This is a genomic window from Microbacterium sp. CFH 31415 (genome assembly GCF_022538185.1).
Lineage (GTDB): Bacteria > Actinomycetota > Actinomycetes > Actinomycetales > Microbacteriaceae > Microbacterium.
Genome location: NZ_JAKYXC010000005.1, coordinates 236,807 through 262,044 on the forward strand (window position 1 = coordinate 236,807; position 25,238 = coordinate 262,044).

Sequence of the window (25,238 nt, forward strand, 5' to 3'; positions counted from 1 at the left end):
CGTACGGTCGGCGGCCTTTGCGCGGATCCGACATCCGCTGCCGAGTCGGCTCACCCCTGTGCGGCGAGCCCCGTGGCCGCCACCCGGGCGCAACCGATGCAGCTCCCTGCACCGGGGCTGCCGAGGTGCAGTGTGATCCTTCCGCCTGCCATCGAGGCGAAGAACCTGTTCAAGGTCTTCGGACGCAATCCCCACAGCATCGTCGAGCGCCTGCGCGCCGGCCAGACTCGCGCCGAGGTGGCGGACTCCGGCACCGCCGCGGTCATCGACGCCGGCTTCACCGTCATGCCCGGAGAGATCTTCGTGATCATGGGGCTCTCCGGATCGGGCAAGTCCACGATCATCCGCATGCTCAACGGGCTGCTGCCGCCGACCGCGGGAGAGGTGCTCGTCCATGGGCAGAGCATCACCGCCGCGTCCCCGCAGCGACTGCGCGGGGTGCGCCGCGAGTCCGTCTCCATGGTGTTCCAGCACTTCGCGCTGCTGCCGCACCGCACCGTGATCGACAACGCCGCGTATGCGCTCGAGATCCAGGGCGTTCCGCGCACCGAGCGCCGCGAACGAGCGCTCGAGATCCTCGCGAAGGTGGGACTCGACGATCGCGCGGAGGCGATGCCCGACGAGCTCTCGGGCGGCATGCGTCAGCGCGTGGGTCTCGCCCGCGCGCTGACCGCGGGGACGGACATCCTCCTCATGGATGAGGCGTTCTCGGCGCTGGACCCGCTGATCCGCCGCGAGATGCAGGAGCAGCTCGTCGAGCTGCAGCGCGAGCTCGGCCGAACGATCGTGTTCATCACCCATGACCTGAACGAGGCGATGTACCTGGGCGACCGCATCGCCGTCATGCGCGACGGCCGCATCGTCCAGACCGGGACGCCGGAGGAGATCCTGACCGACCCCGCGAACGACTACGTCGCGCAGTTCGTGCAGGATGTCGACCGCGCACGCGTGCTCACCGCGGGCTCGGTCATGGCGCCGCCCGCGGCGGCGACACCGCTCAGCGCGGGTGTGCGAGGAGCCCTGCGTGTCATGCGCGACCTGCAGGTCGGATCCGTCGCCGTCCTCGAGGGCCGTCGCTACCTCGGAGCGGTGAGCGACCGTGGAGTCGTCCGCGCCGTGAAGGCCGGCAGCACCGATCTGCGCTCGCTCATCTCGAACGCGCAGCCCGTCGTGTCGCCGAACGACCCGCTCACCGAGGTGGTGGAGCGCGCCGTCGAGAGCCCGATCCCGATCGCCGTCGTCGACGACCAGCGTCGCCTCCTGGGCACGATCCCGCGGGTCACCCTGCTCGCCGCACTGGGCAACGTCGACCCCCAGACGACCGAGATCCCGATCGTCGAGACGCCGTCATCGGTGCCGCAGGCAGAGCTCATGAGCTCTCTCGTGGCGGTGGGCGAGTCCGTGGGCAAGCCCGCCACGGGAGGAGGTGCGTGATGGAGGGTCTCCGACTCCCGCTGGGCGACGCCGTCGAGGCGTTCGTCGGCTTCCTCGGCGACGCATTGGGGTGGCTCTTCGATGCGATCGCACTCGCGCTCGCCGTCGTGTACGACGGTCTGGACTGGGCGCTGCGCACGCCGCCGTTCTGGGCGGTGATCCTCGTCCTCGCCGCAGTCGCCCTCTGGGTCAAGGGCGTCAGGCTGGGGGTCGGCACCGCACTCGGTCTCGTCCTGATCGTGGCCGTGGATCAGTGGGATGCGGCGATGGAGACGCTCGCGCTGGTGCTCGTGGCATCGGCGATCGCCATCGCGATCGGCATCCCGGTCGGCATCTGGGCGGCGCGCAACGACCATGTCTCGCGCGTGGTGCGTCCCGCACTCGACTTCCTCCAGACGATGCCGGCGTTCGTCTATCTGATCCCCGCCATCATCTTCTTCGGCGTAGGCGCGGTGCCGGGGATGATCGCCACGATCCTTTTCGCGCTCGCGCCCGGAGTGCGCCTGACCGAGCTCGGCATCCGAGGCGTCGACGCCGAGGTGGTCGAGGCGGGTCACGCCTTCGGTGCGACACCCGGTCGCATCCTGCGCCAGATCCAGCTGCCGCTCGCACTTCCGAGCATCATGGCCGGTGTCAACCAGGTGATCATGCTCAGCCTGTCGATGGTCGTCATCGCCGGCATGGTCGGCGCCGGCGGACTCGGCGGCGAGATCGTCCGCGCGATCGGACGCATCGATGTGGGCCTCGGGTTCGAGGCCGGCATCGCCGTCGTGATCATCGCCATGATCCTGGACCGCACGACATCGGCGCTCGCGGTGCAGAGCCGGCGCACGGGCCGAGGAAGGCGTGCATCCACGCGCCCCGCGTCCGCGCCGGCGGAGACCGCGGCCACTGCGGCGTGAGGCGAGCGGATGCCTCGGGCCGAGGCATCCGCTCATCACAGACCAGGCGGGAGCATCGCCCGCCGGAGGTGCGCGACCTTCGCGCGCCTGACCAAGACCGATCCGTGCGACAGCAGCGCGGATGGAGAGGAAGTCACGATGATGACCAAGAGAAAGCATGCGCTCGCGGGAGTCGCGCTCTTCGGCGCTGCCGCCATCGCACTCAGCGGCTGTGCGGGCGGCGCCGGGGAGGCCGGCGACGGTCCGGCCGACCGGCCGATCGAGATCGCGGTCTTCAACGGCTGGGACGAGGGCATCGCCGCGTCGCACCTGTGGGAGAGCGTCCTCGAGGCGCAGGGGTACGACGTCAATCTGACCTACGCCGACGTCGCTCCGATCTACGCCGGTCTGGCCAAGGGCGACTTCGACCTCGTGCTCGACACGTGGCTGCCCACGACGCACGCCGACTACCTCGAGCAGTACGGTGACGACATCGTCGATCTCGGGGCATGGAACGACGAGGCCTCGCTGACGATCGCGGTGAATGAGGACGCCCCGATCGACTCGCTCGAGGAGCTCGCCGCCAACGCGGACGAGTTCGGCGGCCAGATCGTCGGGATCGAGCCGGGGTCCGGTCTCATGCGCATCACCGGTGACGAGGTCGTGCCCGGCTACGGTCTGGAAGACATGACGCTCGTGGAGTCGTCCACGCCCGCGATGCTCTCGGAGCTGAAGTCGGCGACGGACGGCGGGGAGAACATCGTCGTCACCCTGTGGCGGCCGCACTGGGCGTACAACGCCTTCCCGCTCAAGGACCTCGAAGACCCGCAGGGTCTGCTCGGCGACGCCGAGAGCATCCACTCGGTGTCGTCCGCGACGTTCGCCGACGAGTTCCCGGAGGTGAACGACTGGATCGCAGGCTTCCAGATGCCCAGCGAGCTGCTGTACTCGCTCGAGGACGCGCTGTTCAACGGCGAGTCCAGCGGCGACTACGCGCCCCTCGTCGAGACGTGGATCGCGGACAACCAGGAATGGGTGGACGGCCTCACGTCCTGACAGCCGGAAACACCGCGGGCGGGCGCGGCGGAGCGCGGCTCCGTCGCCCCCGTCCTGTCAGGGGTGGGACTTCGGGTGGATCACGCGGCCCGGCGGCGCGGGATCGCCGGTCGACCGGGCCGGGATCGGCCACGGCGCCGGCTGCGGCTGCGGGGCCGCGTCGGCCTGGGGGCCGGGCGCCGGTGCTGTATCCGCCGGAGGCGGGGTCGTCGAGGGGCGCGCGGGCGCGGCATCCGCCGCCTTCTCGGCCTGCGCGGTCGACGGAAGCTCGAGCGAGACCTTCGACTCGAGCACCTCGATCGCGCCGTCGGAGAGCGAGATGAGGCCGTCGAGCTCCTGCCGCACGCGACGGTAGGCGAGCTGCCGCTCGGCGGGCGTCGCGGCCTGGTCGATCGCGACGGTCAGCAGCTGCTTGGCGGTGTCGAGGCGTTTGCGCTCGACTTCGGTGAAGCTGGAGTCCTTGAGCCGGCGCGCGTCGCGCTCGGCGACGTCGAACGCCACCTCGAAGTCGGCGACGGCGCTGCGGTACTCGGCGAGCTGCTCCTTGGTCAGCCGCGCCTTGGGTGACGCGGGCCGCAGCCCGTCGGCGATGCGCTTCGCGCGCAGGAACGCCGCAGTGAGCGGCTGGCGTCCGTCGCTCATCGCCGGGAACGCGATGATCTTGGCGACGTCGAGCTCGTACTCGAGCCAGCGGTGGGTGACCGAGTCGTGCGTCGCGAAGAGGCGCTCCAGCTGCGTGGCCTGCGTCTCGCGCGACGCCTGCGGACTGCCGACCGTGGTCGCCGTCGGTGAGGTGACGGGCGGGAGGGATGCCGCGGCCACCGCCTGGCCGCGCGCAGCCGCCTTCAGCTCAGCCTTGGCGTGCAGTACCTCGAGCCGGCGCTTGTGCCGCCGGCGCGCGCCCCGTTCCCAGGCGCCACCGACAGCGCTCATCACGCCGAAGAGCGGGAAGATGAGCCACCAGTACTGGCCCAGGAAGTCGAAGAACGGCTCCACCCTGTCATGGTAACGGGCATGCCTGACCTCGTCGCGCGCTCTGGGCAGGCGCCCAGCCTGGGTGGGCAGGGCGTTGTCAGCGCGGCGCCGAGTCCGGCGGCTTCGCCGAGAACCGGCGCGGCAGCACGACGGCCGACCGGAGCCCCTCGATGACGGGGATGGCGGCGTCGATCATGTCGGCGACCGAGCCGAGCACGCCGGCCACGCCGCCCTGCGGAGCGGGGGTCGTGCCGGGCACTCCCGCCTGCCGCTCGGCCTCGGCGAGGGCGGCATCCATCGCGGCGACGGCATCGCGGTACCGCACATACTCTTCCGGTGCGATGCGGCGTCCGGCGGTCGGGCGCAGCCACTGGGCCTCGCGCTGTGCGTGGAGGAAGGCGACGGTGGCGGGATGCCGCGAGTCGGTCAGCTGCGGAAAGGCCAGGGCCTTGTCGACGTCGGTCTCGTACGAGAGCCACCGGGCGTTCACGGCGTCCTGCGCCGCGTAGAGCCGCTCGATCGGCAGCGGCTCGGCGGTCGACGACGCGCGGTACTGGCTGTACGAGGCCTTCACGCGGGCGCGGCTCGCGCGCAGCGCGTACGACGCAGACTTCTCGGCGTTGCGGGCCGTCTGCAGAGCGCGTTTCGCCTCGAGGGGCACCATCCCCGTCGTGCGCGAGCGGGCGGCGAGCACGTCGGCCTGGGCGACGCGCACCTGCGCCCGCGCGGCGACGAGCGCGCGGTAGGCCTGCGACTCCTCGTGGCGGGCGGCGTCGAGCTCGAGTCGTCGCGCTCGGCGACGACCCGTCGTCAGGCCCATGTAGGAAGCGGCTCCGACGCCCGCGGCAGCCGGAGCGGCCCACCACCAGCCCTGTACGAGCAGGATGAGAGGCTCCACCCTGCCATGGTAGCCGCGGCGCCGCGTGCCGTGCCGCGGTCGCGGGGAACGCTCAGCCGGTCGATCAGCGCGAGGTCAGCCGAAGAGCAGCGCGAAGACCGTGGCGCCGCCGCCGACGAGGATGAGGGCGACGATCGTCACCCACGCGATGACCTTGACCCGCTTCTGCCGCGTGTCGTTGAAACCGCTGTACTCGTCGTCGTCCGCCGCCATGGTTTCGATCTTAGGCGGTGTGCTCGGTGATGATCGGGCCGAAGGCGTCGGGCAGTGTCGAGGTCGACGCGTCGCGCAGCTCGGCGAGCGGCACCGTGAACAGGCCCTGCACTTCGAGCGCCGGTGCGTCGCCGTCTGCGGCGACGTCGGTCACGCCGATGCGCAGCACCGGGTAGCCCCGGCCCTCGCACAGTCCGCGGAACTTCACGTCGTCCTCGCGCGGGACCGACACGATCACGCGACCCGTCGACTCCGAGAACAGCGCGGTCGCGGCATCCACTCCATCGCGATCCTGGATCTCGTTCAGCCACACCCGCGCACCGACGCCGAAGCGCATGACCGCCTCGGCGAGAGCCTGGGCGAGTCCGCCGGACGACAGGTCGTGCGCGCTCGAGACGAGCGACTGCTGCGACGCCGCGTGGATGAGCTCGGCGAGCTTCTTCTCCTGTGCGAGGTCGACCGCCGGCGGGCGTCCGCCGAGGTGGCCGTGGATGGTGCCGGCCCACTGCGAGCCCGAGAGCTCGGTGGCCGTCACGCCGAGGAGGTAGATGTTCTCGCCGGCGTCCTGCCAGCCCGACGGGATGCGGCGGGCGACGTCGTCGATGATGCCGAGAACGCCGACCACCGGCGTCGGGAAGATCGGCTGATCGCCGGTCTGGTTGTAGAACGAGACGTTGCCGCCGGTGACGGGCACGCCGAGTTCGAGGCAGGCGTCGGACAGCCCGTCGACGGTCTGCGAGAACTGCCACATCACCTCGGGGTTCTCGGGCGAGCCGAAGTTGAGGCAGTCGGTGACGGCGGTGGGCACCGCGCCGGTGACGGCGACGTTGCGGTACGCCTCGGCGAGGGCGAGCTTCGCGCCCTGGTACGGGTCGAGCTGGCAGTAGCGGCCGTTGCAGTCGGTGGCGATCGCGAAGCCGATGCCCGAGTGCTCGTCGACGCGGATCATGCCCGCGTCGTCGGGGAACGACAGCGCCGTGTTGCCCATGACGTAGTAGTCGTACTGGTTAGTGATCCACGACGTGTCGGCGAGGTTGGGGCTCGCGACGAGCTGGACGAACTGGCGGCGCAGCGTGTCGGGGTCGACGTCGCGGGTGAGGGCGGAGGCCGAGTCGTCGCGCAGCGCGTCGATCCACGTCGGGTAGGCGACGGGGCGCTCGTACACCGGGCCGTCGACCGCGACGGTCGAGGGGTCGACGTTCACGATCTCCTCGCCATGCCAGAAGATCTGCAGCCGGCCGTCGCCGGTCACCTCTCCGAGCACGCTGGTCTCGACATCCCACTTCTCCACGACCGCGAGGAAGGCGTCGAGCTTCTCGGGAGCCACGATCGCCATCATGCGCTCCTGGCTCTCGCTCATGAGGATCTCCTCGGGCGTGAGAGTGGGGTCGCGCAGCAGGACGTTCTCGAGGTCGACGCGCATGCCCGAGCCGCCGTTCGCGGCGAGCTCCGACGTCGCGCACGAGATGCCGGCGGCACCGAGGTCCTGGATGGCCTCGACGAGCTCGTCGCGGTAGAGCTCGAGGCAGCACTCGATGAGCACCTTCTCGGCGAACGGGTCGCCGACCTGCACGGCGGGGCGCTTGGTCGGGCCGCCGTCGGCGAAGGTGTCGGAGGCGAGGATGGATGCTCCGCCGATGCCGTCGCCGCCGGTGCGGGCGCCGAACAGCACGACCTTGTTGCCGGCGCCGGTGGCGTTGGCGAGCTTGAGGTCTTCGTGGCGAAGCACGCCGACCGCGAGGGCGTTCACGAGGGGGTTGCCCTGGTAGACAGCGTCGAACACGGTCTCGCCGCCGATGTTCGGCAGGCCCAGGCAGTTGCCGTAGAACGAGATGCCGCTCACGACACCGTGCACCACGCGCGCGGTGTCGGGGTTGTCGATGGCGCCGAAGCGCAGCTGGTCCATGACGGCGACCGGACGCGCCCCCATCGAGATGATGTCGCGGACGATGCCGCCGACGCCCGTCGCGGCGCCCTGGAACGGCTCGATGTAGCTGGGGTGGTTGTGCGACTCGACCTTGAAGGTGACGGCCCAGCCCTCGCCGATGTCGACCACGCCGGCGTTCTGGCCCATGCCGACCATGAGGCGTGTCTTCATCTCGTCGGAGACCTTCTCGCCGAACTTGCGGAGGTAGATCTTAGACGACTTGTACGAGCAGTGCTCCGACCACATGACGGAGTACATGGCCAGCTCGCCCGAGGTGGGGCGGCGGCCGAGGATCTCACGGATCCTGTCGTACTCGTCGGGCTTGAGTCCGAGCGCCGCGTACGGCTGCTCCTTCTCCGGCGTGGCGGCGGCGTTTTCGACGGTGTCGGCAGCCGGGCGTGCGGCTGCGGGCGTCGGAGAGGGGGTGGTCACGCGGCTGAGCTCCAGGAATCGGGGATGCCGGACCCGACCAGTCTAGTTCGGCCGCGGCATCCGCTCGCCCTGTGCGTCGGCGGGAGCAGGAGAGGGTTGACGGATGCCGCGACCCGGCGTAACGTACAACCAAATGGTTGTAGATTCAGGACTCAGCGATGAACAGATCGACCGCGTGTTCCACGCGCTCGCCGCGGCGACGCGGCGCGATATCCTTCGGCGAGCGATCGAGGACGAGTACTCGGTCTCGGCACTCGCCGGCGAGTACGACATGTCGTTCGCGGCGGTGCAGAAGCACGTCGCGGTGCTCGAGGCGGCCGGTCTCATCATCAAGCGCGCCGAAGGGCGCGAGCGTCTCGTCCGGGCGGACCCGGTCATGATCGCCCGCGCCCGCGCACTCCTCGCACGTTACGAGGAGCTCTGGCGCTCGCGCATCGACCGGCTCGATGCGCTGCTCGCCGAGCCCGCACCGGGGAACAGCGGCCGTCCCGGCCGTCCCGGCAGCGACAACACCGATCCCACCCAAGGAGCATGAGATGCCCGTCACCGATGTCACCACCGATCCCGAAGCGCTCACCATGACGCTCACGGCCGACTTCGACGCGCCCGTCGAGCGGCTGTGGGCCGCCTTCACCGAGCCGCAGCAGCTCGAGCGCTTCTGGGGCCCCCCGGGATGGCCCGCGCGCTTCCCGACGTTCGACTTCTCGGTCGGCGGCCGCGCGGTCTACTACATGACCAGCCCGCAGGGCGAGAAGTCGTACGGCTCATGGGAGTTCCTCGAGATCGACGCGCCGCGCGGCTTCACCGTGCTCGACAACTTCGCCAACGAAGACGGCGCGCCGCTCGAAGGCATGCCGGTGATGCGGGTCGTCTTCACCTTCGAGCCGACTGCGACCGGCTCCCGCATGGTCAATGTCTCGCACTTCGCATCGGCCGACGCGCTGCAGCAGGTCGTCGACTTCGGCGCCGTCGAAGGTTCGACCATGGCGATCAACCAGCTCGACCGGGTGCTCGAAGGGCTGCGCGCCTACGCCGCGGGCAAGGGCACGCAGACCGAGATCCTCGACGACACCCACGTGCGCATCACGCGCCTCATCGAGGGACCCATCGACCTGGTGTGGCGCGCCCACCAGGAGCCGGAGCTGCTCGAGAAGTGGATGCTGGGTCCCGACGGCTGGCGGATGACCGTGTGCGAGGTCGATCCCGCCGTCGGCGGGAAGTACCGCTACCAGTGGGCGCCCACCGAGGGCACCGAGGGCGAGCCCTTCGGCTTCGACGGCGAGACGGTGCTCTCGGAGGCGCCGCGCCGCGCGGTCACCACCGAGCACATGACCGGCACCGACTACCCGTCGACGCTCAACGACCTCAACCTCGACGAGGAGGACGGCGCGACCCTCATCACACTGCTCATCGAGTACCCCGACAAGGAGACGCGCGACATCGTGCTCGGCACCGGGATGACCGAGGGCATGGAGGCCAGCTACGCCCGCCTCGAAGGAGTGCTGGCCGCGGTCTGACCCGCGCTCACGACGAACAGAACGGGGGACGGATGCCGCGGCATCCGTCCCCCGTTCTCCGGTGTCGGGGGCGTCAGGCCGCTCGGAACCTGTTCACCATCGGGCAGTCGAACGGGTCGCGCGCGGCGAGACCGACGCGGTTGAGGTAAGCGATGACGATGCCGTACGACTCGATGAGGCTCGTCTCGGTGTACGGCACGCCGCGGGTGCGGCACTGCTCGATCACGATCTCGCGCGCCTTGGAGAGGTACGGCCGGGCCATGCTCGGAAAGAGGTGGTGCTCGACCTGGTAGTTCAGGCCGCCCATGAGCGCGGTCGCCCACCAGCCGCCGCGGATGTTGCGCGAGGTGCGCACCTGCTTCGAGAAGAAGTCGAGCTTGGCGTCGGGGGCGATGATCGGCATGCCCTTGTGGTTCGGCGCGAACGATGCGCCCATGTAGACGCCGAAGACGGCGAGCTGCACGCCGAGGAAGGCGAAGGCCATGCCCACGGGAAGGAAGAGGAAGAGCGGGGTGAGGTACAGGGCGAAGCGCATCGCGATGAGCCCGAGCTCGATCCAGCGGCCCTTGACCTCACCGCGGGAGAAGAGGTGCTTGAGACCGAGCGCGTGCAGATTCGCGCCCTCGAGCGTGAGGAGGGGGAAGAACAGCCACCCCTGCTTGCGGGTGATGAGCGCGCCCAGCCGGCCGACCTTTGCGGCATCCTCGTCGAGGAAGCGGATGGTGTCGACCTCGATGTCGGGGTCCTTGCCCACGCGGTTGGGGTTGGCGTGGTGGCGATTGTGCTTGTTGTTCCACCAGGAGAGGCTGATGCCGACCACGCCGGCGGCCAGGAAGCGGCCGAGTCGGTCGTTCGCGGGGCCCGACGCGAGGATCTGCCGGTGCGCGGCCTCGTGGGCCAGGAATGCCACCTGCGTGAAGAGGATGCCGAGCGCTCCGGCGATCAGCAGCTGGTACCAGGTGTCGCCCAGCAGGATGAAGCCGGTGATGGCCCCGCCGAATCCCAGCACGATGGCGGTGCCCACGAGGGCGTAGAACCACTCGGCGCGGCGCAGCAGGCCGGTCTCCCGAACGACCTGCGATACCTCGGTGTAGGCACGGGCCACGGGCGGGAACGTCTCGGCCCCGGCGTACGTCTGGCGCACAGCGCCGAGACGACCTTCGGGGGCGGAGGTGGTGAGGATGGCGATGATTGCACCTGCTCTGGGTCGGATGCCGACCTCGAGGTCGACGCGGAGCCACAGGCGGATGCCGATCGCTTAGGCCCACCCTACGCACGTGCATATGGCCCGACCGGAATGGGTGCGGACTCCCAGGTACCTCGGTGAGCACGCACAGAAACCATCCGCGCGCAACGCCGGGTCCGGCATCCGTCCCCCGCTTACGATGGCCTCGTGGACTTCTCCCTCGAATTCACCCCTGACCTGATCGCCGTCTTCCTCACGCTCTTCGTGCTCGAGGTGGTCCTGGGTGTCGACAACGTCATCTTCATCTCGATCCTCGCGTCCAAGCTGCCGAAGGAGCAGCAGGCGAAGGCCCGCAACCTCGGCCTGACGCTCGCGATGGTCATGCGGGTGATCCTCGTGCTCTTCGCGGGCTGGATCATCACGCTGAAGGAGGACGTCTTCTTCATCGGCGAGATGGGCTTCTCGTGGAAGGATCTCATCCTCATCGCGGGTGGCCTGTTCCTTGTCTACAAGGCCGTCACCGAGATCCACCACAAGCTCGAAGGCGCCGAGGAGGAGCACGGCGGTGTGGGTCGTAAGACGATCACCTTCGGCTCGGTGCTCCTGCAGATCCTCCTGCTCGACCTCGTCTTCTCGCTCGACTCGGTCATCACCGCTGTCGGCATGACCGAGAGCCTGGTCGTCATCATCACGGTCGTTGTGCTGTCGTTCGGCATCATGCTGTTCGCGGCGCGGTTCATCTTCGCCTTCGTGAACAAGCACCCCACCGTGAAGATGCTGGCGCTGTCGTTCCTCCTCCTCATCGGCGTGTTCCTCATCGCCGAAGGCTTCGAGATCAAGATCGACAAGGCGTTCATCTACGGGCCGATGGCGTTCGCGATCTTCGTCGAGGGACTCAACCTCTGGGCGGCCTCGCGCAAGGCGAAGCGCGAGCAGCGTCGCCGCATCCCAGTGCAGCTGCGCCCGCAGTACCCCGATGTCGACGAGTCCGTCGCCGTCTCCTCGGCGCTCGGCGCCTCGGGCGGCGCGGTGGGCCTCTCCCGCAAGCCCGTTGCCGGAGACACGACCGCCGAGAACGAGCGCGCCGGCCTGGGCTGAGCCCTTCCCGTCGTCTCGCGTCGTCCCGCGCCGGCTCGCGCCGGCCCGCCCTGCCGACTGCTGCTGTTTCCTGCGACCGCTGCGCCGATCGACGCAGCAGTCGCAGGAGAGTGCCGCACTCGGCGCGTCATGTCGTGCCCTCTATCGGGCGGGGCGCGGTCGAGACGCCGGCAGCCCAGCGCCGACGAGGATGTCGTAGAGCACGCGAGGGGACCTCAGCGCCGGGATGCGCCACCGCGAGAACGCAGCCACCTGGCGGCGCAGGTCGTCCTCGCGGTCCTTCTCGGCGAGGAGCACCTCCTCGGGCGTGCGGCCCCGCAGAATCGCGGGGTCGCGGTACTTCCCCGCGCCGTCGAACTCGCCGATGTGGCGATGCTCTGGCCAGAGGAAGTCGGTGAATGCCTCGCGACCGTCGGCGAGGATGAATCGCGCCTGGAGCCGCGGCTGCGGAAAGCCCATCGCTGCGATCAGCACCCGGCTCTGCGACTCGCGGACGCTGTCGGCGAGGCTCGTCGCGAAGTCGGCGGCCCGTGCCGCCCGTGCGGAGCCCCGGCCGATCACCGAATACGCGCGATCGCGAAGAGCGGATGCCTCGCCGAGCGGCCCGCCGGGCCGCCGGGCCCACAGCGCCTGATCCGCCGCGATCACGCCGTCGAGGAACCGGACCGCCGACATCAGATCGACTGCCGTCTGCAGCGGGGTCGTCACGGCATGCCGCTGCCACGGAACGGTCTCGAGGTCGGACAGGCGCCGACCGTGTCTTCGCATGACCCCGCTCGACCGCCCGCCGGACGCGAGCTCGGTGCTGACGTCGATTCCGGCCGGCCAGGCGCCGATGAGATCGATGCCGTGCAGCGCCGCCGCAGCATGGTGCGAGATGACGAGCTGAGATCGGGCGCGCGCGGCGGTCTCCCAGACGCGTTGCGCGTGACGAGCCATCGGCGTGAGGCGCTCCCAGTCCGCGCGCGTGGCGAACGAGCCCGGAGCGATGCGCACGATCTCGCCCGCCGCGAGCCGAGCCCTCAGCCGACGGTCGTCGACGGGTTCGCCGTCGTTCTCACGCCGCCGGAAGACGGTCGCCAAGGGCGGTTCGAGCATCCACATGAGACCACCATCGAGCCGGTGGAGCGCGCGCCGCGCCCGCAGCGACGCTCCGTGGACTGCTCGGACCGCAGCCGCGATGGGCAGGAGCCGCGAGTGCTGGTGTTTCCTGCGACTGCTGCGCCGATCGACGCAGCACTCGCAGGTAAGTGCAGCACCCGTCGCGGCGCCCGTCGGGCCGAGCCGCGGTGGGCGGTCAGGGGCGGTCGATCACGAGCCGGTAGCCCATGCCCTGCTCGGTGAGCAGGTGCCTCGGCCGGGCCGGATCCGCTTCGAGCTTCTTGCGCAGCTGCGACAGGTACAGGCGCAGGTAGCCGGTGTCGGTGACCTGCTCGGTGCCCCAGATCTCCTTCAGCAGCGCCTGCCGCGTCACCAGCGCCCCCGGATGCCGCACCAGCACCTCGAGGATCTGCCACTCGGTCGGTGTGAGGTGCACCAGTGCACCGTCACGTGTGACGGCACGTGCAGACAGATCGACCCGCACATCGCCGAACGACACGACGGGCTGGTCGTCGGATGCCGGAGCACGGCGCGACAGGGCGCGCAGGCGTGCCAGCAGCTCGTCGATCTGGAACGGCTTCGTCACGAAGTCGTCGGCTCCGGCATCCAGCGCGTCCACCTTGTCGGCCGAGCCGGTGCGCCCCGACACCACGATGATCGGGGCGGTGGTCCAGCCTCGCAGGGCCTCGATGACCTGCATGCCGTCGAGGCGCGGCATCCCGAGGTCGACCATCACGATGTCAGGGCGCTCCTTCGCGGCGAGGGCGATGGCTGCAGCGCCGTCCGGGGCGGCGATGACGTCGTAGCCGTGCGCCGACAGCGTGATGCGCAGCGCGCGCACGAGCTGCGGGTCGTCGTCGGCGACGAGCACCTTCACGGCGCGCTCCCCGCGATCGGCAGGGCGACCACCATCGTCAGCCCTCCTCCGGGCGTGTCCTCGGGCGTGAGCGTACCGCCCATGCCGTCGGTGAAGCCCTTCGACAGCGCAAGCCCGAGTCCGAGGCCTGCGGTGTTGTCGGTGTCCCCGAGGCGCTGGAACGGCGCGAACATCTCGTTCCGCCGCTCCGGTGCGACGCCGGCGCCGTGATCGGCGATGCGCACCTCGACCATCGTCCCGCTCACCCTCGTGCCGATCTCGACGCGCGTGCCGTCGGGCGCGTGGCGCTGGGCGTTGGCCAGGACGTTGACGAGCACGCGCTGCAGCAGCACGGGGTCGACCGCGATCGCCGGAAGCTCGGCGTCGAGCGCGAGGTCGACGGCGTCGGGTCCGAGATCGAGCTCTTCGAGCGCGGAGAGGATCGCCTCCGCGGCGTCGACCGGACGCAGCGAGACGGCGAGCACGCCGGCCTGGACGCGGCCGACGTCGAGGAGGTCGGTCACGAGCGTCGACAGGGTCGCGAGGCTCTCGTCCGCGGTGGTGAGGAGCTCCGACCGGTCGGCGTCGGAGAGGGCCGGCCCCGCGGCGCGCAGGCCGCCGACGGCGGCGATGGCGGCGGCGAGGGGTCGCCGCACGTCGTGACTCACCGCCGACAGCAGCGCGCTGCGCACCTGGTCGGCGACCGCGAGCGATTCCGCCGCGCGTGCTGCCTGCGTGAGCTCGGCACGTTCCAGCGCGGCACCGAGCTGGGCGACCACCACGTCGAGCAGGCGGCGCTCCGAGGCATCCAGGGCGCGACCGTGGAGCTCGAGCACCGCTCGGGGCTCGCCGTTGCGCCTGCCGACGGGCACGGACTCGAAGCGGCCGTCTCGCACCGGCTCGCCGTCGGTGGCGAGCAGTGTGCCGTCGTCGTCGACGAGCCGTACCCCGGCGAGGCCGAACGCCTCGCGCGTGCGGTCGACGAGGGCGGGCACCGCGCTCTCGCCGCGCAGCACGTTGCCCGCCACGGTCGCCAGCAGCTCGGCCTCGGCCGTCGCGCGCTGCGCGATGCGAGCGCGTCGGGCCGCCTGGTCGACGATGTAGCTCACGAGCAGCGCGATGAGCACATAGAGGAAGAGCGCCCACAGGTGAAGCGGGTCGGATACGGCAACGGTGAACAGCGGCGCGACGAAGAGGAAATCGAGCGTGAGCCCTGACAGCACGGCGGCGAACAGCGCCGGCCAGATGCCGCCGACGAGCGCGACGATCACGACGAGCAGCTGGAAGGCCAGCACGTCCGACGTGATCGACTCGGGTGTGCGCGCGCTGTAGAGCAGCCAGGTGAGCAGAGGGCCGAACACGAGCGCGACGGCGAAGCCCAGCACGACCCGCTCCCGGCTGAGGGCACCGCCGGTCAGGCGCGGAAGTGCCGATCGCCCGCCCGCTCGGGCATGGGCCACCACATGCACATCCACGTCTCCGGCGTCGCGCACGACCGTCGACCCGATTCCCGGTCTCGACAGCGCGGTGGCGATTCGCCCGCGGCGGCTGACGCCGACCACGAGCTGTCCGGCGCGCTGGGCGCGCGCGAACTCGACCACCGCGCGGGCGATGTCGTCTCCGATGACCTGGTGGTAGGTGCCGCCGAGCGACTCCACCAGGGCCCGCTGCGCCGCGAGCTCCGTGGGCTCGACCGGGCGGCCGACGCCCTCGGTCGCGACGTGCAGGGCATGCAGCTCAGCGTCTCCGGCGCGTTCGGCGATGCGCGCGGCGCGACGGATCAGCGTCTCTCCCTCAGGCCCGCCGCTCAGCGCGACGACGACGCGCTCGCGCGCGCCGGTGCGGTCATCGATTTCGCCCACGTCTCGATCCAACACCCGTGTGCGCCCGGATCCCCCGGTCCTCACGCTTTCCATGCGGACCGGGCGGGTCGATCACGCCTCGGCTGTGGAGAGTCAGCGCTTCCGCAGGACGCGCCGTCCTAGTCTCAGGGGATGACGCAGGGACTTCCTTTACGTGCTGATCATCGCGGTCGTCGCCGTCGTGCTGTACGTCACGGTGCGCCTCGCGGTGCTGCACGCGCTCAAGGCGCACACGCGCTGGGTTGCGGCGAAACCCGGTCCTGAATCGCTCCCGCCGGTCTAGGCGCGCGCCAGGTCGTCCTCGAGGGCGACCCATGCGAGCATCGCGCACTTGACGCGCGCGACGTACTTCGAGACGCCCGACAGTGCGGCCGCGTCGAGGTAGACGTCCTCGTCGAGCTCGATCGTTCCGCGCGAGCGGAGCGCCTCGCGGAAGCCGTCGATGAGAGCGGATGCCTCGGCCCGAGGCATCCCTTCCGCCATCTCCGCCAGCATCGACGCCGACGCCTGCGAGATGGAGCAGCCGGCGCCCTCCCACGTGACGTCGCGGATGGTCTCGCCGTCGTCGCTGAGCCGCACGCGCACCGTGAGGTCGTCGCCGCACAGCGGGTTGTGCTGGTGGGATGTCGCGCTGCGACCCTCCTCGTCGGCGAGGCCGAACCCGACCTTGCGCCTGGAGTGGTCGAGGATGAGCTCCTGGTAGAGCGACTCGAGCCCGCTCATGCGCCCGCTCCGAAGAACGCGCGCACGCCGGCGACGGCTTCGAGCAGCTGGTCGACCTCATCGGCGGTGTTGTAGAGCGCGGCCGAGGCGCGCACGGAGGCGGTCAGACCGAAGCGGCGGTGCAGAGGCTGCGCGCAGTGGTGCCCGACGCGCACCGCGATGCCGCGGTCGTCGAGGAACTGACTCACGTCGTGCGCGTGCACACCGTCGACGTCGAACGCCCAGAGGCCGACCCGTTCGACGCCCTCGGCGTCGCCCAGCAGCCGGACGCCGGGGATCTGGCGGAGCCCCTCGCCCATGCGGGCCTCGAGTGCGCGCTCGTGCGCGTGCACGGCGGGCATGCCGACGGCGTCGAGGTAGCGCACGGCGGCGGCGAGCCCGATCGCCTGCGACGCGGGCTGGGTGCCGGCCTCGAACCGCTGCGGCGGCGGCAGGTACTCGGCCTCGTCGAGCGTGACGGTGGTGATCATCGACCCGCCGGTGAGGAACGGCGGCAGGTCGCCGAGCACGTCGGCACGGCCGTAGAGACCGCCGATCGCGTAGGGGCCGAGCATCTTGTGACCCGAGAAGACGGCGAGGTCGACCCCGAGCGCCGGCAGATCGAGGGGCAGATGCGGGGCGGACTGGCAGGCGTCGAGCACCGTCAGCGCACCGACCGCCTGCGCCAGGGCAACGAGTTCGGCGACCGGGTTGACGATGCCCAGCACGTTCGAGACGTGGGGAAAGGCGACGACGCGCGATCGGTTCGAGATGACGGCTGCCGCGGCATCCAGATCGATCGTCCCGTCATCCCGCACCGGGATGTGCCGCAGCACGGCGCCCGTGCGCGCGGCGAGCTCCTGCCACGGGATGAGGTTCGCGTGGTGCTCGCTCTCGGTGACGACGAGTTCGTCGCCCGGGCGCAGGACGAAGCGAGCGCTGCCGGGGGCACCGCGCCCCGCGGTCGCGTTGCCCAGGGAGTACGCGACGAGGTTGAGGCCTGCCGTCGCCCCGTTGGTCCAGACGAGCTGTTCGGGAGGCGCTCCGACGAAGCCGGCGACGGTCGCCCGGGCGTCCTCGAACAGCTCGGTCGCCTCGGCGGCGAGCGTGTGGGCGCCGCGGTGGACGCCCGCGTTCGTACGGGTCAGGAACTCGACCTCGGCGTCGATGACCGCCTGCGGCTTCTGGCTCGTCGCCGCCGAGTCGAGGTAGACGAGGGGTGCGCCCCCGACCCGTTCCGAAAGGAGCGGGAAGTCGGCGCGGATGGCCGCGAGGTCGAGCACGGCAGAAGATGACACCCATCCAGGCTACGCGGGTCGGCGCCGCGGCGGGTGGGGTCGAGGCTCACCCCGGCGGGATCTGCACGCCGGCGGACTCGGGATGCTCGACGCCCGGAGCGGGCGGCCCCGCTGGGCGGGTCGCGCGGCGCCCGTGCGTGCGCACCGCGGGGTATGGCGCAGGGCGGCCGGCCCGCTCATCGCCGGGAAGCGGCCGCGACCGGCGCCCGTAGATGAGCTCGGACGAGTCGAGCAGCCACGGCACGAGCGTGATCGAGACGCCGTGCACGAGCATGAGCGCCTGGGCGATGCGCCGCGACCGCCGATTGTGCAGCAGCGACTCCCACCAGTGGCCCACGATGTACTGCGGCAGGTAGACGGTGACCACCGACGAGCCGAACTTCTCGCGGTACTGCTTGATGAAGCGGGCGACGGGGGTGGCGTACGAGCGGTAGGGCGACTCGATGATCACGAGTTCCATGGGAACGCGATGCTCGACCCACTGGCGCTGGAGCTCGGCGGCATCCTCCTCGCTGACGGCGACATGCACCGCGATGGTCCTGTCGTGATCGGCGGCGAGGGCGTAGTCGACGGCCTTGAGCACGGGCTTCTGCAACCGGTTCACGAGGATGATCGCGAGGTCGCCGTCGGCGCCGAACCGGGTCGTGTCGTCCGCGCGGATCTCCTGCTCGACGTCGCGGTAGTAGCGGTTCACCCCGATCATCAGCACCGAGAGCACCGGGATCGCGATGAAGACGAGCCATGCGCCGTGCGTGAACTTCGTGATCGTCACGATCAGCAGGACCGAGATCGTCATCGCCGCTCCGAGGGCGTTGATCGCGAGTCCGCTGTAGGCCGAACGGCGTTCACGGCGAGCGGATGCCGCGGCCGCAGCATCCCTCGACGATCCGGTCAGCTCGCGCAGCGCCCGCCTCCAGTGGCGCACCATGCCGATCTGGCCGATGGAGAACGAGACGAACACGCCGATGATGTAGAGCTGGATCAGCGTCGTGAGATTCGCGCGGTAGATGATCAGCACCGCTATCGCGGCGATGCCCAGGAGGATCATGCCGTTCGAGTACACGAGACGGTCGCCGCGGGTGTTGAGCGCCTTCGGCGCGAAGCCGTCGCGGGCGAGCACGGCGCCGAGCAGCGGGAAGCCGTTGAACGCGGTGTTGGCCGCCAGCAGCAGCACGCACGCCGTCGCGGCCTGGATGACGTAGAAGGGGATCGATCCCATCCCGAAGGTGGCGGCCGCGACCTGCGCCATGAGGCTGGGCTGCGGCTGAGTCGCGCAGTCGAAGCCGATCAGATGACAGGGGTTCTCGGCGTAGTGCACGCCCGAGACCAGGGCGAGGGCGGTGAGCCCGGAGAACAGCAGGATCGCGATGCCGCCCATGAAGGTCAGCGTCATCTGGGCGTTGCGGATCTTCGGCTTGCGGAATGCGGGCACACCGTTGGAGACGGCCTCGACGCCCGTGAGTGCGGAGCATCCGCTCGAGAACGCGCGCAGGACGAGGAGGATCACCGCTGCCTGCGTCAGCTGCTCGGCCTGGACGCCATACTCCGCGCTCGACGCGACCGGCGGATCACCCCACAGGGTGCGGGCCAGGCCGACGACGATCATGACCGCCACCGACCCGACGAACACGTACGTCGGGATCGCGAAGGCGAAGGACGCCTCCCGCACGCCGCGCAGGTTCACGATGATGATCAGGATGACGAAGCCCACCGCGAGCTCGATGCGTCCCAGGTCGAGTTCAGGGATCGCGGAGATGATGTTGTCCACGCCGGAGGCCACGGACACCGCGACGGTGAGCACGTAGTCGACCAGCAGCGCCGCCGCGACGACCACGCCGGGGCCCTCGCCGAGGTTCTTCCGGGCGACCTCGTAGTCGCCGCCTCCCGACGGGTACGCCTTGATGAGCTGCCGGTAGCTCGCGACGACCACGACGAGGAGCACCACGACCGCGACGGCGACCCACGGCGAGAACGCGAGGAACGCGGTGCCGCCGATGAGCAGGATCATCAGCAGCTCCTGCGGGGCGTACGCCACCGAGCTCAGCGCATCCGAGGCGAAGATCGGCAGGGCGCGTCGCTTGGGCAGCAGCTGCTCGTCCAGGGTCTCAGACGTGAGCGGGTCGCCCAGGATCAGGCGCTTGGCGAGCGGCGGTCCGTCGCCCGGCTCTCGTGGTTCGCTTGTCACGGCAGGCGACACTACGCTCGCGGCACCGGGGCGAGCGGCATCCTCACGGAATCCATGCGCGCCCCGGGAGCTGGGGCGGTCGCAGGCGCTCTGGGATGATCGGAGGCGTGGACGATCGGGTGATGCTCGGTGCCTTCGCGATCGCTCTCGGCGTGGTCGCGGGCGTCGTGCTCTTCGTGCCGTTCGTCGCGATCAGCTACCGTCGCCGCGGAGGTCTGGGCCTCGGCCGTTTCGCGCTGTGGGCTTCGGCGCTCGTGTACCTCATGGCGATCTGGACGTATACGCTCCTGCCACTCCCCGACCCCGACGTGCTCACCTGTGCGGGCGTGAACCTCGAGCTCCTCGCCTTCGTCGGCGAGCTCCGCGACGCCGGACTGCGGCCCGGAACCCTCCTGTCCGATCCGATTGCGCTCCAGCTGCTCCTCAACGTGCTGCTGTTCATCCCGCTGGGCTTCTTCCTGCGCGTGCTGGGCGGCCGGGGCATCCTGATCTCGGCGCTCGCGGGCCTCGGCCTCTCGGCCTTCATCGAGTTCACGCAGCTGACCGGCGTGTGGGGCCTGTACCCGTGCGCCTACCGCGTGTTCGACGTCGACGACCTGCTGGCCAACACGCTCGGCGCCGTGCTGGGCTCGGTCCTCTCCCTTGCCGTGCCGCGCGCGTACCGAGGGATGGCGCGTGCTGCCGACGCCGACCGGCCGCGGGCCGTCACGCGCTCCCGCCGGCTGCTCGCGATGGCGTGCGACCTCGTGGGGTCGTGGCTCGTCGCGCTCACGATCGGGGTGCTCTTCCAGCTCGCCCTCTACGCGCTCGGCGCGCGCGACGAGGTGCGCACCGGCGGCGCGGCGGCGGTCGTGTCGTCCGTCGTCACGCTCGTCGTCTGGCTCACCGTCGTGCTGGCGACGGGGCGCACGGTGGGCGACCTGGCGGTGCGGCTGCGGTTCCAGGGCGGCCCGCTGCCGGTCTGGCTCGCCCGCGTGCTCCGCTTCGCCGGCGGGATCGGCGGGTTCCTCGTCCTCTTCGCGCTGCCCGGAGCCTGGGACTTCGTGGGCTGGCTCTTCGCCATCGGCTCGCTGATCCTCGTGTTCGCCACGCCGGACGGACGCGGGCTGCCCGGTGTCGCGTCGGGGCAGTACGTCGCCGACGCGCGCGAGCCGCTCGACCCCGACGAGCCGAGGCGCCCGCGTTCCGCCCGCTGGCGATGACGGAGAGCGGATGCCGCGCCGCGGCATCCGCTGATCACTCGGCCGAGCGCGTCTCCAGGAACTCGCGGGCTGCGACGACCAGGTTCGCGACGCCGTTGACGAGCGTCGGCTGCAGCACCGGTGCGAAGAACGGCGAGTGGTTGGTGGGGATGTCGCGCTCGACCGAGTCCGCGGCGACGGCGGCGGCATACACGTCGGGGTCGATCCCGCCCCAGAACCAGAAGACCAGGGGCGCGCCGGACTCGCGGGCGAACCACGACACATCCTCGCTGCCGGTGAACATGCCGGGGTCGATCACGGTGCCCTCGCCGAACGCGGCGTCGAACGCGGTCCGCAGGCGCGCGGTGGCGTCGACGTCGTTGATCGTCGGCGGGAGCGAGTGGTCGATCGTGATCACGGGCGGCTCTTCGGCCCCGGATGCCTGCGCCTCGGCGCGCACGACCCGCTCGACCTTCTCGAGCACGCGCGCGCGGGCCTCGTCGTCGGGGTAGCGCAGGCTGAGTTCGAGCTTCGCCTCGGCCGGGATGATGTTGTTCTTGAGCCCGGCGTGGATGGATCCGACCGTGACGACGGCGACGTCGCGCGGGTCGACCTCGCGCGAGACGATCGTCTGGAGCCGCATCACCGTGGCGGCGGCCATGACGACGGGGTCGATGGTCGAGTGCGGTCGGGAGCCGTGCCCTCCGCGGCCGAGCAGCTTCACGACGAGCCCGTCGGAGGCGGCCATCTGGGTGCCGCTGCGCACGCCGATCGTGCCGGCGGGGAGCGGGGTGACGTGCTGGCCGAGCACGATGTCGGGCTTCGGGAAGCGGTCGAGCACGCCGTCGGCGATCATCGCCTGCGACCCGGCTCCGTACTCCTCGGCGGGCTGGAAGACGGCGACGATCGTGCCGCTCCACTCGTCCTTCGAGCTCACGAGCCGCTCGAGCGCACCCAGCATGGCCGAGACGTGCATGTCGTGGCCGCACGCGTGCATGACCGGCACGTCGGTGCCCGAGGGATCGGTGCCGCGCGCGGTGCTCGCGTACTCGAGGCCGGTCTGCTCGGGAACGGGTAGGGCGTCCATATCGGCGCGCAGCCACACGACCGGGCCGTCGCCGTTGCGGATGATGCCCGCGACACCGGTCTTGCCGATGCCCTCCTGAAACTCGATGCCGAGGTCGGCGAGGTGCCGCGTGATGACCCCTGCCGTGCGCGTCTCCTGGAACGACAGTTCGGGATGCCGGTGCAGATCGGTGTACAGGGCCTCGAGGTCGATCGTCATGCGGTCGAGCCTATCCGGGGTGCTGGAGCGGATCTCGCGGGGGCGAGGGGGCCTGGGTGCGAGGGGGCCTGGGTGCGAGGGGGCCAGGGTGCCTCACCTGTCACGATGTGCCGCTTCGGACGGCGTTTCGTGACAGGTGAGCGAGTGAATCGGTGGCCCACGATCGCTCGCCTGTCACGATGTGCCGCTTCGGGTGGCGTTTCGTGACAGGTGAGAGGGGGGCGAGCGAGGGGTCGGGTGAGCGACGGGGCCGGATGAGCGCGGGGCCGGGTGAGCGGGGGGGGGCGGGGTCAGCCGGGCAGGCGGGCGGTCGAGCCGCGCACGATCAGCTCGTACGGCAGCTCGCCGGGCTGGTGGACGGGGGGCGTCGCGTTCTTCGCCTCCAGCTCGGCGAGGATCGCGTCGGCCGCGCGCTCGCCCTGGCCCTTCGGGAACTGGTCGACGGTGGTGAGGCGGAAGAACTCCCCGAGCTCGTGGCCGTCGATGCCGACGACGGAGAGGTCCTCGGGCACGCGGTAGCCGAGCTCGCGCGCGGCGAGCAGGGCTCCGATCGCCATCTCGTCCGAGGCTGCGAAGATCGCCGTCGGACGCCCGCCCGGCTTGCCCAGCAGCTGCTTGGCGGCGCGGAATCCGCCCTCGATCGTGAAGTCGGCCGGCTCGAAGAGCGACGGCTTGACCTCGATGCCGGCGTCCGCCAGAGCCTGCTCGAAGCCCTGTCGGCGGTGCGTCGGGATGTGGAAGTCGATGTCGAACTCGGGACTCGCGCCGATGTGGGCGATCTCGCGGTGACCGAGTGCGAGCAGGTGCTCCGTCGCCAGCCGGGCGACCGCCACGTCGTCGACCGTCAGGGTCGTCAGCCGCGGGTTGGGCCCGCCGATCGCGATGACGGGCAGGTCGAGGGCGAGCAGCTGCTGCGACTCCTCGTCGCCGATCTCGATCGAGATCGCGATGACGCCGTCGACGCGCTGGCGACGAAGGAACGTGTCGAAGACGTCCCGCCGCTCGGCGCGATCCGCGGTCAGGCTGTAGAGCGTGATGTCGTAGCCCCGGCGCATGAGCGCCGATGCGATGCCGCTCAGCACCGTCGAGAAGAACCAGCGGTCGAGGAACGGGACCAGCACGCCGATGTTGCGCCTCCGGCCGGAGGCGAGGCTGGACGCCGACGCCGAGACGACATAGCCGAGGCTCTTGGCCGCCGCCTCCACCCGGGCCTTGGTCGAGTCGGAGACGTGCCCGCGGCCGCTCAGCGCGCGCGAGACGGTCGCCGTCGAGACGCCGGCCTGCCGGGCCACCTCGTCGATGCTGACCACGTCGTCACCTCTCCCCGCGGATCGGGACGGCGTCCCCCGCGCTCATCGTCCGGCGCGGTGCCGGACGCACTCAGTCGTCGGCGAGCCACACCGTCGTGTCGGCCGGAAGCTCGTTCCCCAGGACCGGTCCGCTCGATGCGATCACGATACCGGCCGGCATGGGCACCGGCGTGGCGCCGGTGTTGCCGACGACGGTCACGCTTCCGTTGCGGAAGGCCACGACGTCGGTTCCCAGGCCTTCGACCCACTCGAGCGTGCCCGCACCGAGGCCGCGTGCGCGGCGAGCGGCGATGAGAGAACGGTAGAGCGAGAGCGTCGAATCGGCGTCGTCGACCTGGACGTCGCGGGCGAGCGCAGCCCACTCCGCAGGCTGCGGCAGCCAGGAGTCGCCCGTCGGGCTGAACCCGTAGGCCGGGGCGTCCGACGTCCACGGAATCGGCACGCGGCAGCCGTCACGACCGTAGCGCTCGCCGTCGGTGCGGAACCACGTCGGGTCCTGACGGGCGTCGCCGGGGATGTCGATGACCTCGGGCAGGCCGAGCTCCTCGCCCTGGTAGAGGTACGCCGAGCCGGGCAGGCCGAGCATCAGGGTGGTCGCGGCGCGAGCACGGCGGAGGCCGACCTCGGGAACCGGCTTGCCGGGGGAGTCCGGGCCGATGCCGTGGCCCTGCGGATTCTCGGCGGTCAGCGCGAGACGCGAGGCGTGGCGCACGACATCGTGGTTCGAGAGCACCCAGGTGCTGGGGGCGCCGACCGCGGCGTAGGCCGCGATGGACTCGGCGATCACAGCGCGGAGGGCCGGGGCCGCCCACGCGGTCTCGAGATAGGCGAAGTTGAACGCCTGGTGCATCTCGTCGGGGCGCACCCACAGCGCGGTCTGCTCGGGAGTGGGCAGCCACGCCTCGGCGCACAGCGCGCGGTCGCCGTCGTACTCGGCGAGAAGCGTGTGCCAGTCGCGGTACACCTCGTGCACGCCGTCCTGACCCCAGTACGGCACGTTCGCCTCTTCGCCGCCCATCGACCCGGCCTCGGGGTCGGGCGTGTAGTCGGGCAGGCCGTCGGCCTTTACCAGGCCGTGGGCGACGTCCACGCGGAAGCCGTCGACGCCGCGGTCGAGCCAGAAGCGCAGGATGCGGCGGAACTCCTCGCGCACCTCTTCATTCGACCAGTCGAAGTCGGGCTGCGACGAGTCGAAGAGGTGCAGGTACCACTGACCGGGAGTGCCGTCGGCCTCGACGACGCGGGTCCACGCCGGGCCGCCGAAGACGGACTCCCAGTTGTTCGGGGGCAGCTCGCCGCCTCCGCCCTTGCCGTCGCGGAACATGTAGCGTGCACGCTCGGGACTGCCCGGGGCGGCCGCCAGTGCCTGCTGGAACCACTCGTGCTGGTCGGAGGAGTGGTTGGGGACGAGATCGACGATCAGGCGGATGCCGCGCGCATGCGCGCCCTCGAGCATGTCGTCGAAGTCGCCCAGCGTGCCGAACAGCGGGTCGACGTCGCAGTAGTCGGAGACGTCGTAGCCGGCGTCCTTCTGCGGGGAGCGCTGGAAAGGGCTCAGCCAGATGGCGTCGACGCCGAGATCGCGCAGATCGTCGAGACGCGAGGTGATGCCGGGGAGGTCGCCGATGCCGTCGCCCGAGCTGTCGGAGAACGAGCGCGGGTAGATCTGGTAGATGACGGCGGTGCGCCACCACTCGCCGCCGGTGGTGTCGATCGGCGCGTCGGCGCGCTCGGCGGTCTGCGAAGAAGTCATCCCGACAGGATACTGCAAGCGCTTACATTCCTTGTGCGGACTGGCCGCATTCATAGCAGCGCGCCAGGTGGGCGGCATCTCGAGCGGT

The 25,238-nt window shown here is 70.7% G+C and carries 21 protein-coding genes and 1 pseudogene; 8 read left to right on the plus strand and 14 right to left on the minus strand.

The window, feature by feature from the left end; genetic code table 11:
* The first annotated feature begins 96 nt into the window (after positions 1-96).
* The 3 genes from MK786_RS07760 to MK786_RS07770 all read left to right on the plus strand — a co-directional run bounded on the left by MK786_RS07760 (position 97) and on the right by MK786_RS07770 (position 3,371).
* Positions 97-1,434, plus strand: coding sequence for a glycine betaine/L-proline ABC transporter ATP-binding protein (locus MK786_RS07760; RefSeq protein ID WP_374200447.1), 1,338 nt, complete (start codon positions 97-99; stop codon positions 1,432-1,434).
* Positions 1,434-2,336: a proline/glycine betaine ABC transporter permease gene (locus tag MK786_RS07765; protein WP_241111649.1), complete on the plus strand. Its 903-nt coding sequence runs from the start codon at positions 1,434-1,436 to the stop codon at positions 2,334-2,336. Before MK786_RS07760 ends, MK786_RS07765 begins: the two co-directional genes overlap by 1 nt.
* A gap of 138 nt (positions 2,337-2,474) precedes the next feature.
* Positions 2,475-3,371 (plus strand): glycine betaine ABC transporter substrate-binding protein, encoded by an 897-nt coding sequence (locus tag MK786_RS07770; protein ID WP_241111650.1) that lies wholly within the window; start codon positions 2,475-2,477, stop codon positions 3,369-3,371.
* A gap of 57 nt (positions 3,372-3,428) precedes the next feature.
* Here the strand turns inward: MK786_RS07770 and MK786_RS07775 are convergent, their stop codons facing one another.
* The 4 genes from MK786_RS07775 to purL all read right to left on the minus strand — a co-directional run bounded on the left by MK786_RS07775 (position 3,429) and on the right by purL (position 7,816).
* Complete coding sequence (locus tag MK786_RS07775) at positions 3,429-4,367, minus strand: hypothetical protein (RefSeq protein WP_241111651.1); 939 nt, start codon at positions 4,365-4,367, stop codon at positions 3,429-3,431.
* A 76-nt stretch (positions 4,368-4,443) separates the two neighbouring features.
* The gene (locus MK786_RS07780; RefSeq protein ID WP_241111652.1) at positions 4,444-5,244 is read right to left on the minus strand and encodes a hypothetical protein; all 801 of its coding nucleotides are present in this window, start codon (positions 5,242-5,244) and stop codon (positions 4,444-4,446) included.
* A gap of 75 nt (positions 5,245-5,319) precedes the next feature.
* A complete protein-coding gene (locus MK786_RS07785) occupies positions 5,320-5,457 on the minus strand; it encodes a hypothetical protein (RefSeq protein WP_241111653.1) in 138 nt (45 codons plus the stop codon).
* A gap of 10 nt (positions 5,458-5,467) precedes the next feature.
* Positions 5,468-7,816, minus strand: coding sequence for a phosphoribosylformylglycinamidine synthase subunit PurL (gene purL / locus MK786_RS07790; protein WP_241111654.1), 2,349 nt, complete (start codon positions 7,814-7,816; stop codon positions 5,468-5,470).
* A gap of 133 nt (positions 7,817-7,949) precedes the next feature.
* On the opposite strand from purL, the gene MK786_RS07795 reads away from it, so the two are divergent.
* Both MK786_RS07795 and MK786_RS07800 read left to right on the plus strand, forming a co-directional pair.
* The gene (locus MK786_RS07795; protein ID WP_241111655.1) at positions 7,950-8,351 is read left to right on the plus strand and encodes a helix-turn-helix transcriptional regulator; all 402 of its coding nucleotides are present in this window, start codon (positions 7,950-7,952) and stop codon (positions 8,349-8,351) included.
* Position 8,352: 1 nt separating this feature from the next.
* Positions 8,353-9,333: an SRPBCC family protein gene (locus tag MK786_RS07800; protein WP_241111656.1), complete on the plus strand. Its 981-nt coding sequence runs from the start codon at positions 8,353-8,355 to the stop codon at positions 9,331-9,333.
* A 73-nt stretch (positions 9,334-9,406) separates the two neighbouring features.
* Here MK786_RS07800 and MK786_RS07805 read toward each other — a convergent pair whose 3' ends face one another.
* Positions 9,407-10,477 (minus strand): fatty acid desaturase, encoded by a 1,071-nt coding sequence (locus MK786_RS07805; protein ID WP_374200448.1) that lies wholly within the window; start codon positions 10,475-10,477, stop codon positions 9,407-9,409.
* Between the two features lie 249 nt (positions 10,478-10,726).
* Between MK786_RS07805 and MK786_RS07810 the strand changes: the two genes are divergently transcribed.
* Positions 10,727-11,617 (plus strand): TerC family protein, encoded by an 891-nt coding sequence (locus tag MK786_RS07810; protein ID WP_241111657.1) that lies wholly within the window; start codon positions 10,727-10,729, stop codon positions 11,615-11,617.
* A gap of 141 nt (positions 11,618-11,758) precedes the next feature.
* Here MK786_RS07810 and MK786_RS07815 read toward each other — a convergent pair whose 3' ends face one another.
* The 3 genes and pseudogenes from MK786_RS07815 to MK786_RS07825 all read right to left on the minus strand — a co-directional run.
* Positions 11,759-12,721 (minus strand): hypothetical protein, encoded by a 963-nt coding sequence (locus MK786_RS07815; protein ID WP_241111658.1) that lies wholly within the window; start codon positions 12,719-12,721, stop codon positions 11,759-11,761.
* 193 nt (positions 12,722-12,914) lie between these two features.
* A complete protein-coding gene (locus MK786_RS07820; protein ID WP_241111659.1) occupies positions 12,915-13,595 on the minus strand; it encodes a response regulator in 681 nt (226 codons plus the stop codon).
* Positions 13,592-15,409 (minus strand): annotated as a pseudogene (locus tag MK786_RS07825) (DUF4118 domain-containing protein); the annotation flags it as partial. The gene MK786_RS07820 and the pseudogene MK786_RS07825, both read right to left, overlap by 4 nt.
* Before the next feature lie 181 nt (positions 15,410-15,590).
* Here MK786_RS07825 and MK786_RS16295 point away from each other — a divergent pair.
* The gene (locus MK786_RS16295; RefSeq protein ID WP_277397363.1) at positions 15,591-15,719 is read left to right on the plus strand and encodes a hypothetical protein; all 129 of its coding nucleotides are present in this window, start codon (positions 15,591-15,593) and stop codon (positions 15,717-15,719) included.
* On the opposite strand, the gene sufU is transcribed toward MK786_RS16295, so the two are convergent.
* Genes sufU through MK786_RS07840 form a run of 3 tightly spaced genes read right to left on the minus strand, consistent with a single transcriptional unit; the run spans position 15,716 to position 19,621 of the window.
* Positions 15,716-16,159 carry a Fe-S cluster assembly sulfur transfer protein SufU gene (sufU, locus tag MK786_RS07830; protein ID WP_241111660.1) on the minus strand — a complete coding sequence of 148 codons (444 nt, stop codon included), beginning with the start codon at positions 16,157-16,159 and terminating at the stop codon, positions 15,716-15,718. The genes MK786_RS16295 and sufU overlap by 4 nt on opposite strands.
* Positions 16,156-17,436 carry a SufS family cysteine desulfurase gene (locus MK786_RS07835; protein ID WP_241111661.1) on the minus strand — a complete coding sequence of 427 codons (1,281 nt, stop codon included), beginning with the start codon at positions 17,434-17,436 and terminating at the stop codon, positions 16,156-16,158. The genes sufU and MK786_RS07835 overlap by 4 nt, the downstream gene beginning before the upstream one ends.
* A gap of 46 nt (positions 17,437-17,482) precedes the next feature.
* Positions 17,483-19,621 (minus strand): APC family permease, encoded by a 2,139-nt coding sequence (locus MK786_RS07840; protein WP_241111662.1) that lies wholly within the window; start codon positions 19,619-19,621, stop codon positions 17,483-17,485.
* 107 nt (positions 19,622-19,728) lie between these two features.
* On the opposite strand from MK786_RS07840, the gene MK786_RS07845 reads away from it, so the two are divergent.
* The gene (locus tag MK786_RS07845) at positions 19,729-20,823 is read left to right on the plus strand and encodes a VanZ family protein (protein WP_241111663.1); all 1,095 of its coding nucleotides are present in this window, start codon (positions 19,729-19,731) and stop codon (positions 20,821-20,823) included.
* A gap of 34 nt (positions 20,824-20,857) precedes the next feature.
* On the opposite strand, the gene MK786_RS07850 is transcribed toward MK786_RS07845, so the two are convergent.
* From MK786_RS07850 to MK786_RS07860, 3 genes are all read right to left on the minus strand, one after another.
* Positions 20,858-22,087, minus strand: coding sequence for an amidohydrolase (locus MK786_RS07850; RefSeq protein ID WP_241111664.1), 1,230 nt, complete (start codon positions 22,085-22,087; stop codon positions 20,858-20,860).
* A gap of 290 nt (positions 22,088-22,377) precedes the next feature.
* The gene (locus MK786_RS07855) at positions 22,378-23,397 is read right to left on the minus strand and encodes a LacI family DNA-binding transcriptional regulator (protein ID WP_241111665.1); all 1,020 of its coding nucleotides are present in this window, start codon (positions 23,395-23,397) and stop codon (positions 22,378-22,380) included.
* Positions 23,398-23,467: 70 nt separating this feature from the next.
* A complete protein-coding gene (locus MK786_RS07860) occupies positions 23,468-25,150 on the minus strand; it encodes a glycoside hydrolase family 13 protein (protein ID WP_241111666.1) in 1,683 nt (560 codons plus the stop codon).
* Positions 25,151-25,238: the final 88 nt, after the last annotated feature.

Coding starts and splice junctions, on each gene's coding strand:
- MK786_RS07760 (WP_374200447.1), top strand. CDS start 97: ATGCAGCTCCCTGCACCGGGGCTGCCGAGGTGCAGTGTGATCCTTCCG.
- MK786_RS07765 (WP_241111649.1), top strand. CDS start 1,434: ATGGAGGGTCTCCGACTCCCGCTGGGCGACGCCGTCGAGGCGTTCGTC.
- MK786_RS07770 (WP_241111650.1), top strand. CDS start 2,475: ATGATGACCAAGAGAAAGCATGCGCTCGCGGGAGTCGCGCTCTTCGGC.
- MK786_RS07785 (WP_241111653.1), bottom strand. CDS start 5,457: ATGGCGGCGGACGACGACGAGTACAGCGGTTTCAACGACACGCGGCAG.
- MK786_RS07795 (WP_241111655.1), top strand. CDS start 7,950: ATGGTTGTAGATTCAGGACTCAGCGATGAACAGATCGACCGCGTGTTC.
- MK786_RS07800 (WP_241111656.1), top strand. CDS start 8,353: ATGCCCGTCACCGATGTCACCACCGATCCCGAAGCGCTCACCATGACG.
- MK786_RS07815 (WP_241111658.1), bottom strand. CDS start 12,721: ATGTGGATGCTCGAACCGCCCTTGGCGACCGTCTTCCGGCGGCGTGAG.
- sufU (WP_241111660.1), bottom strand. CDS start 16,159: ATGAGCGGGCTCGAGTCGCTCTACCAGGAGCTCATCCTCGACCACTCC.
- MK786_RS07850 (WP_241111664.1), bottom strand. CDS start 22,087: ATGACGATCGACCTCGAGGCCCTGTACACCGATCTGCACCGGCATCCC.
- MK786_RS07860 (WP_241111666.1), bottom strand. CDS start 25,150: ATGACTTCTTCGCAGACCGCCGAGCGCGCCGACGCGCCGATCGACACC.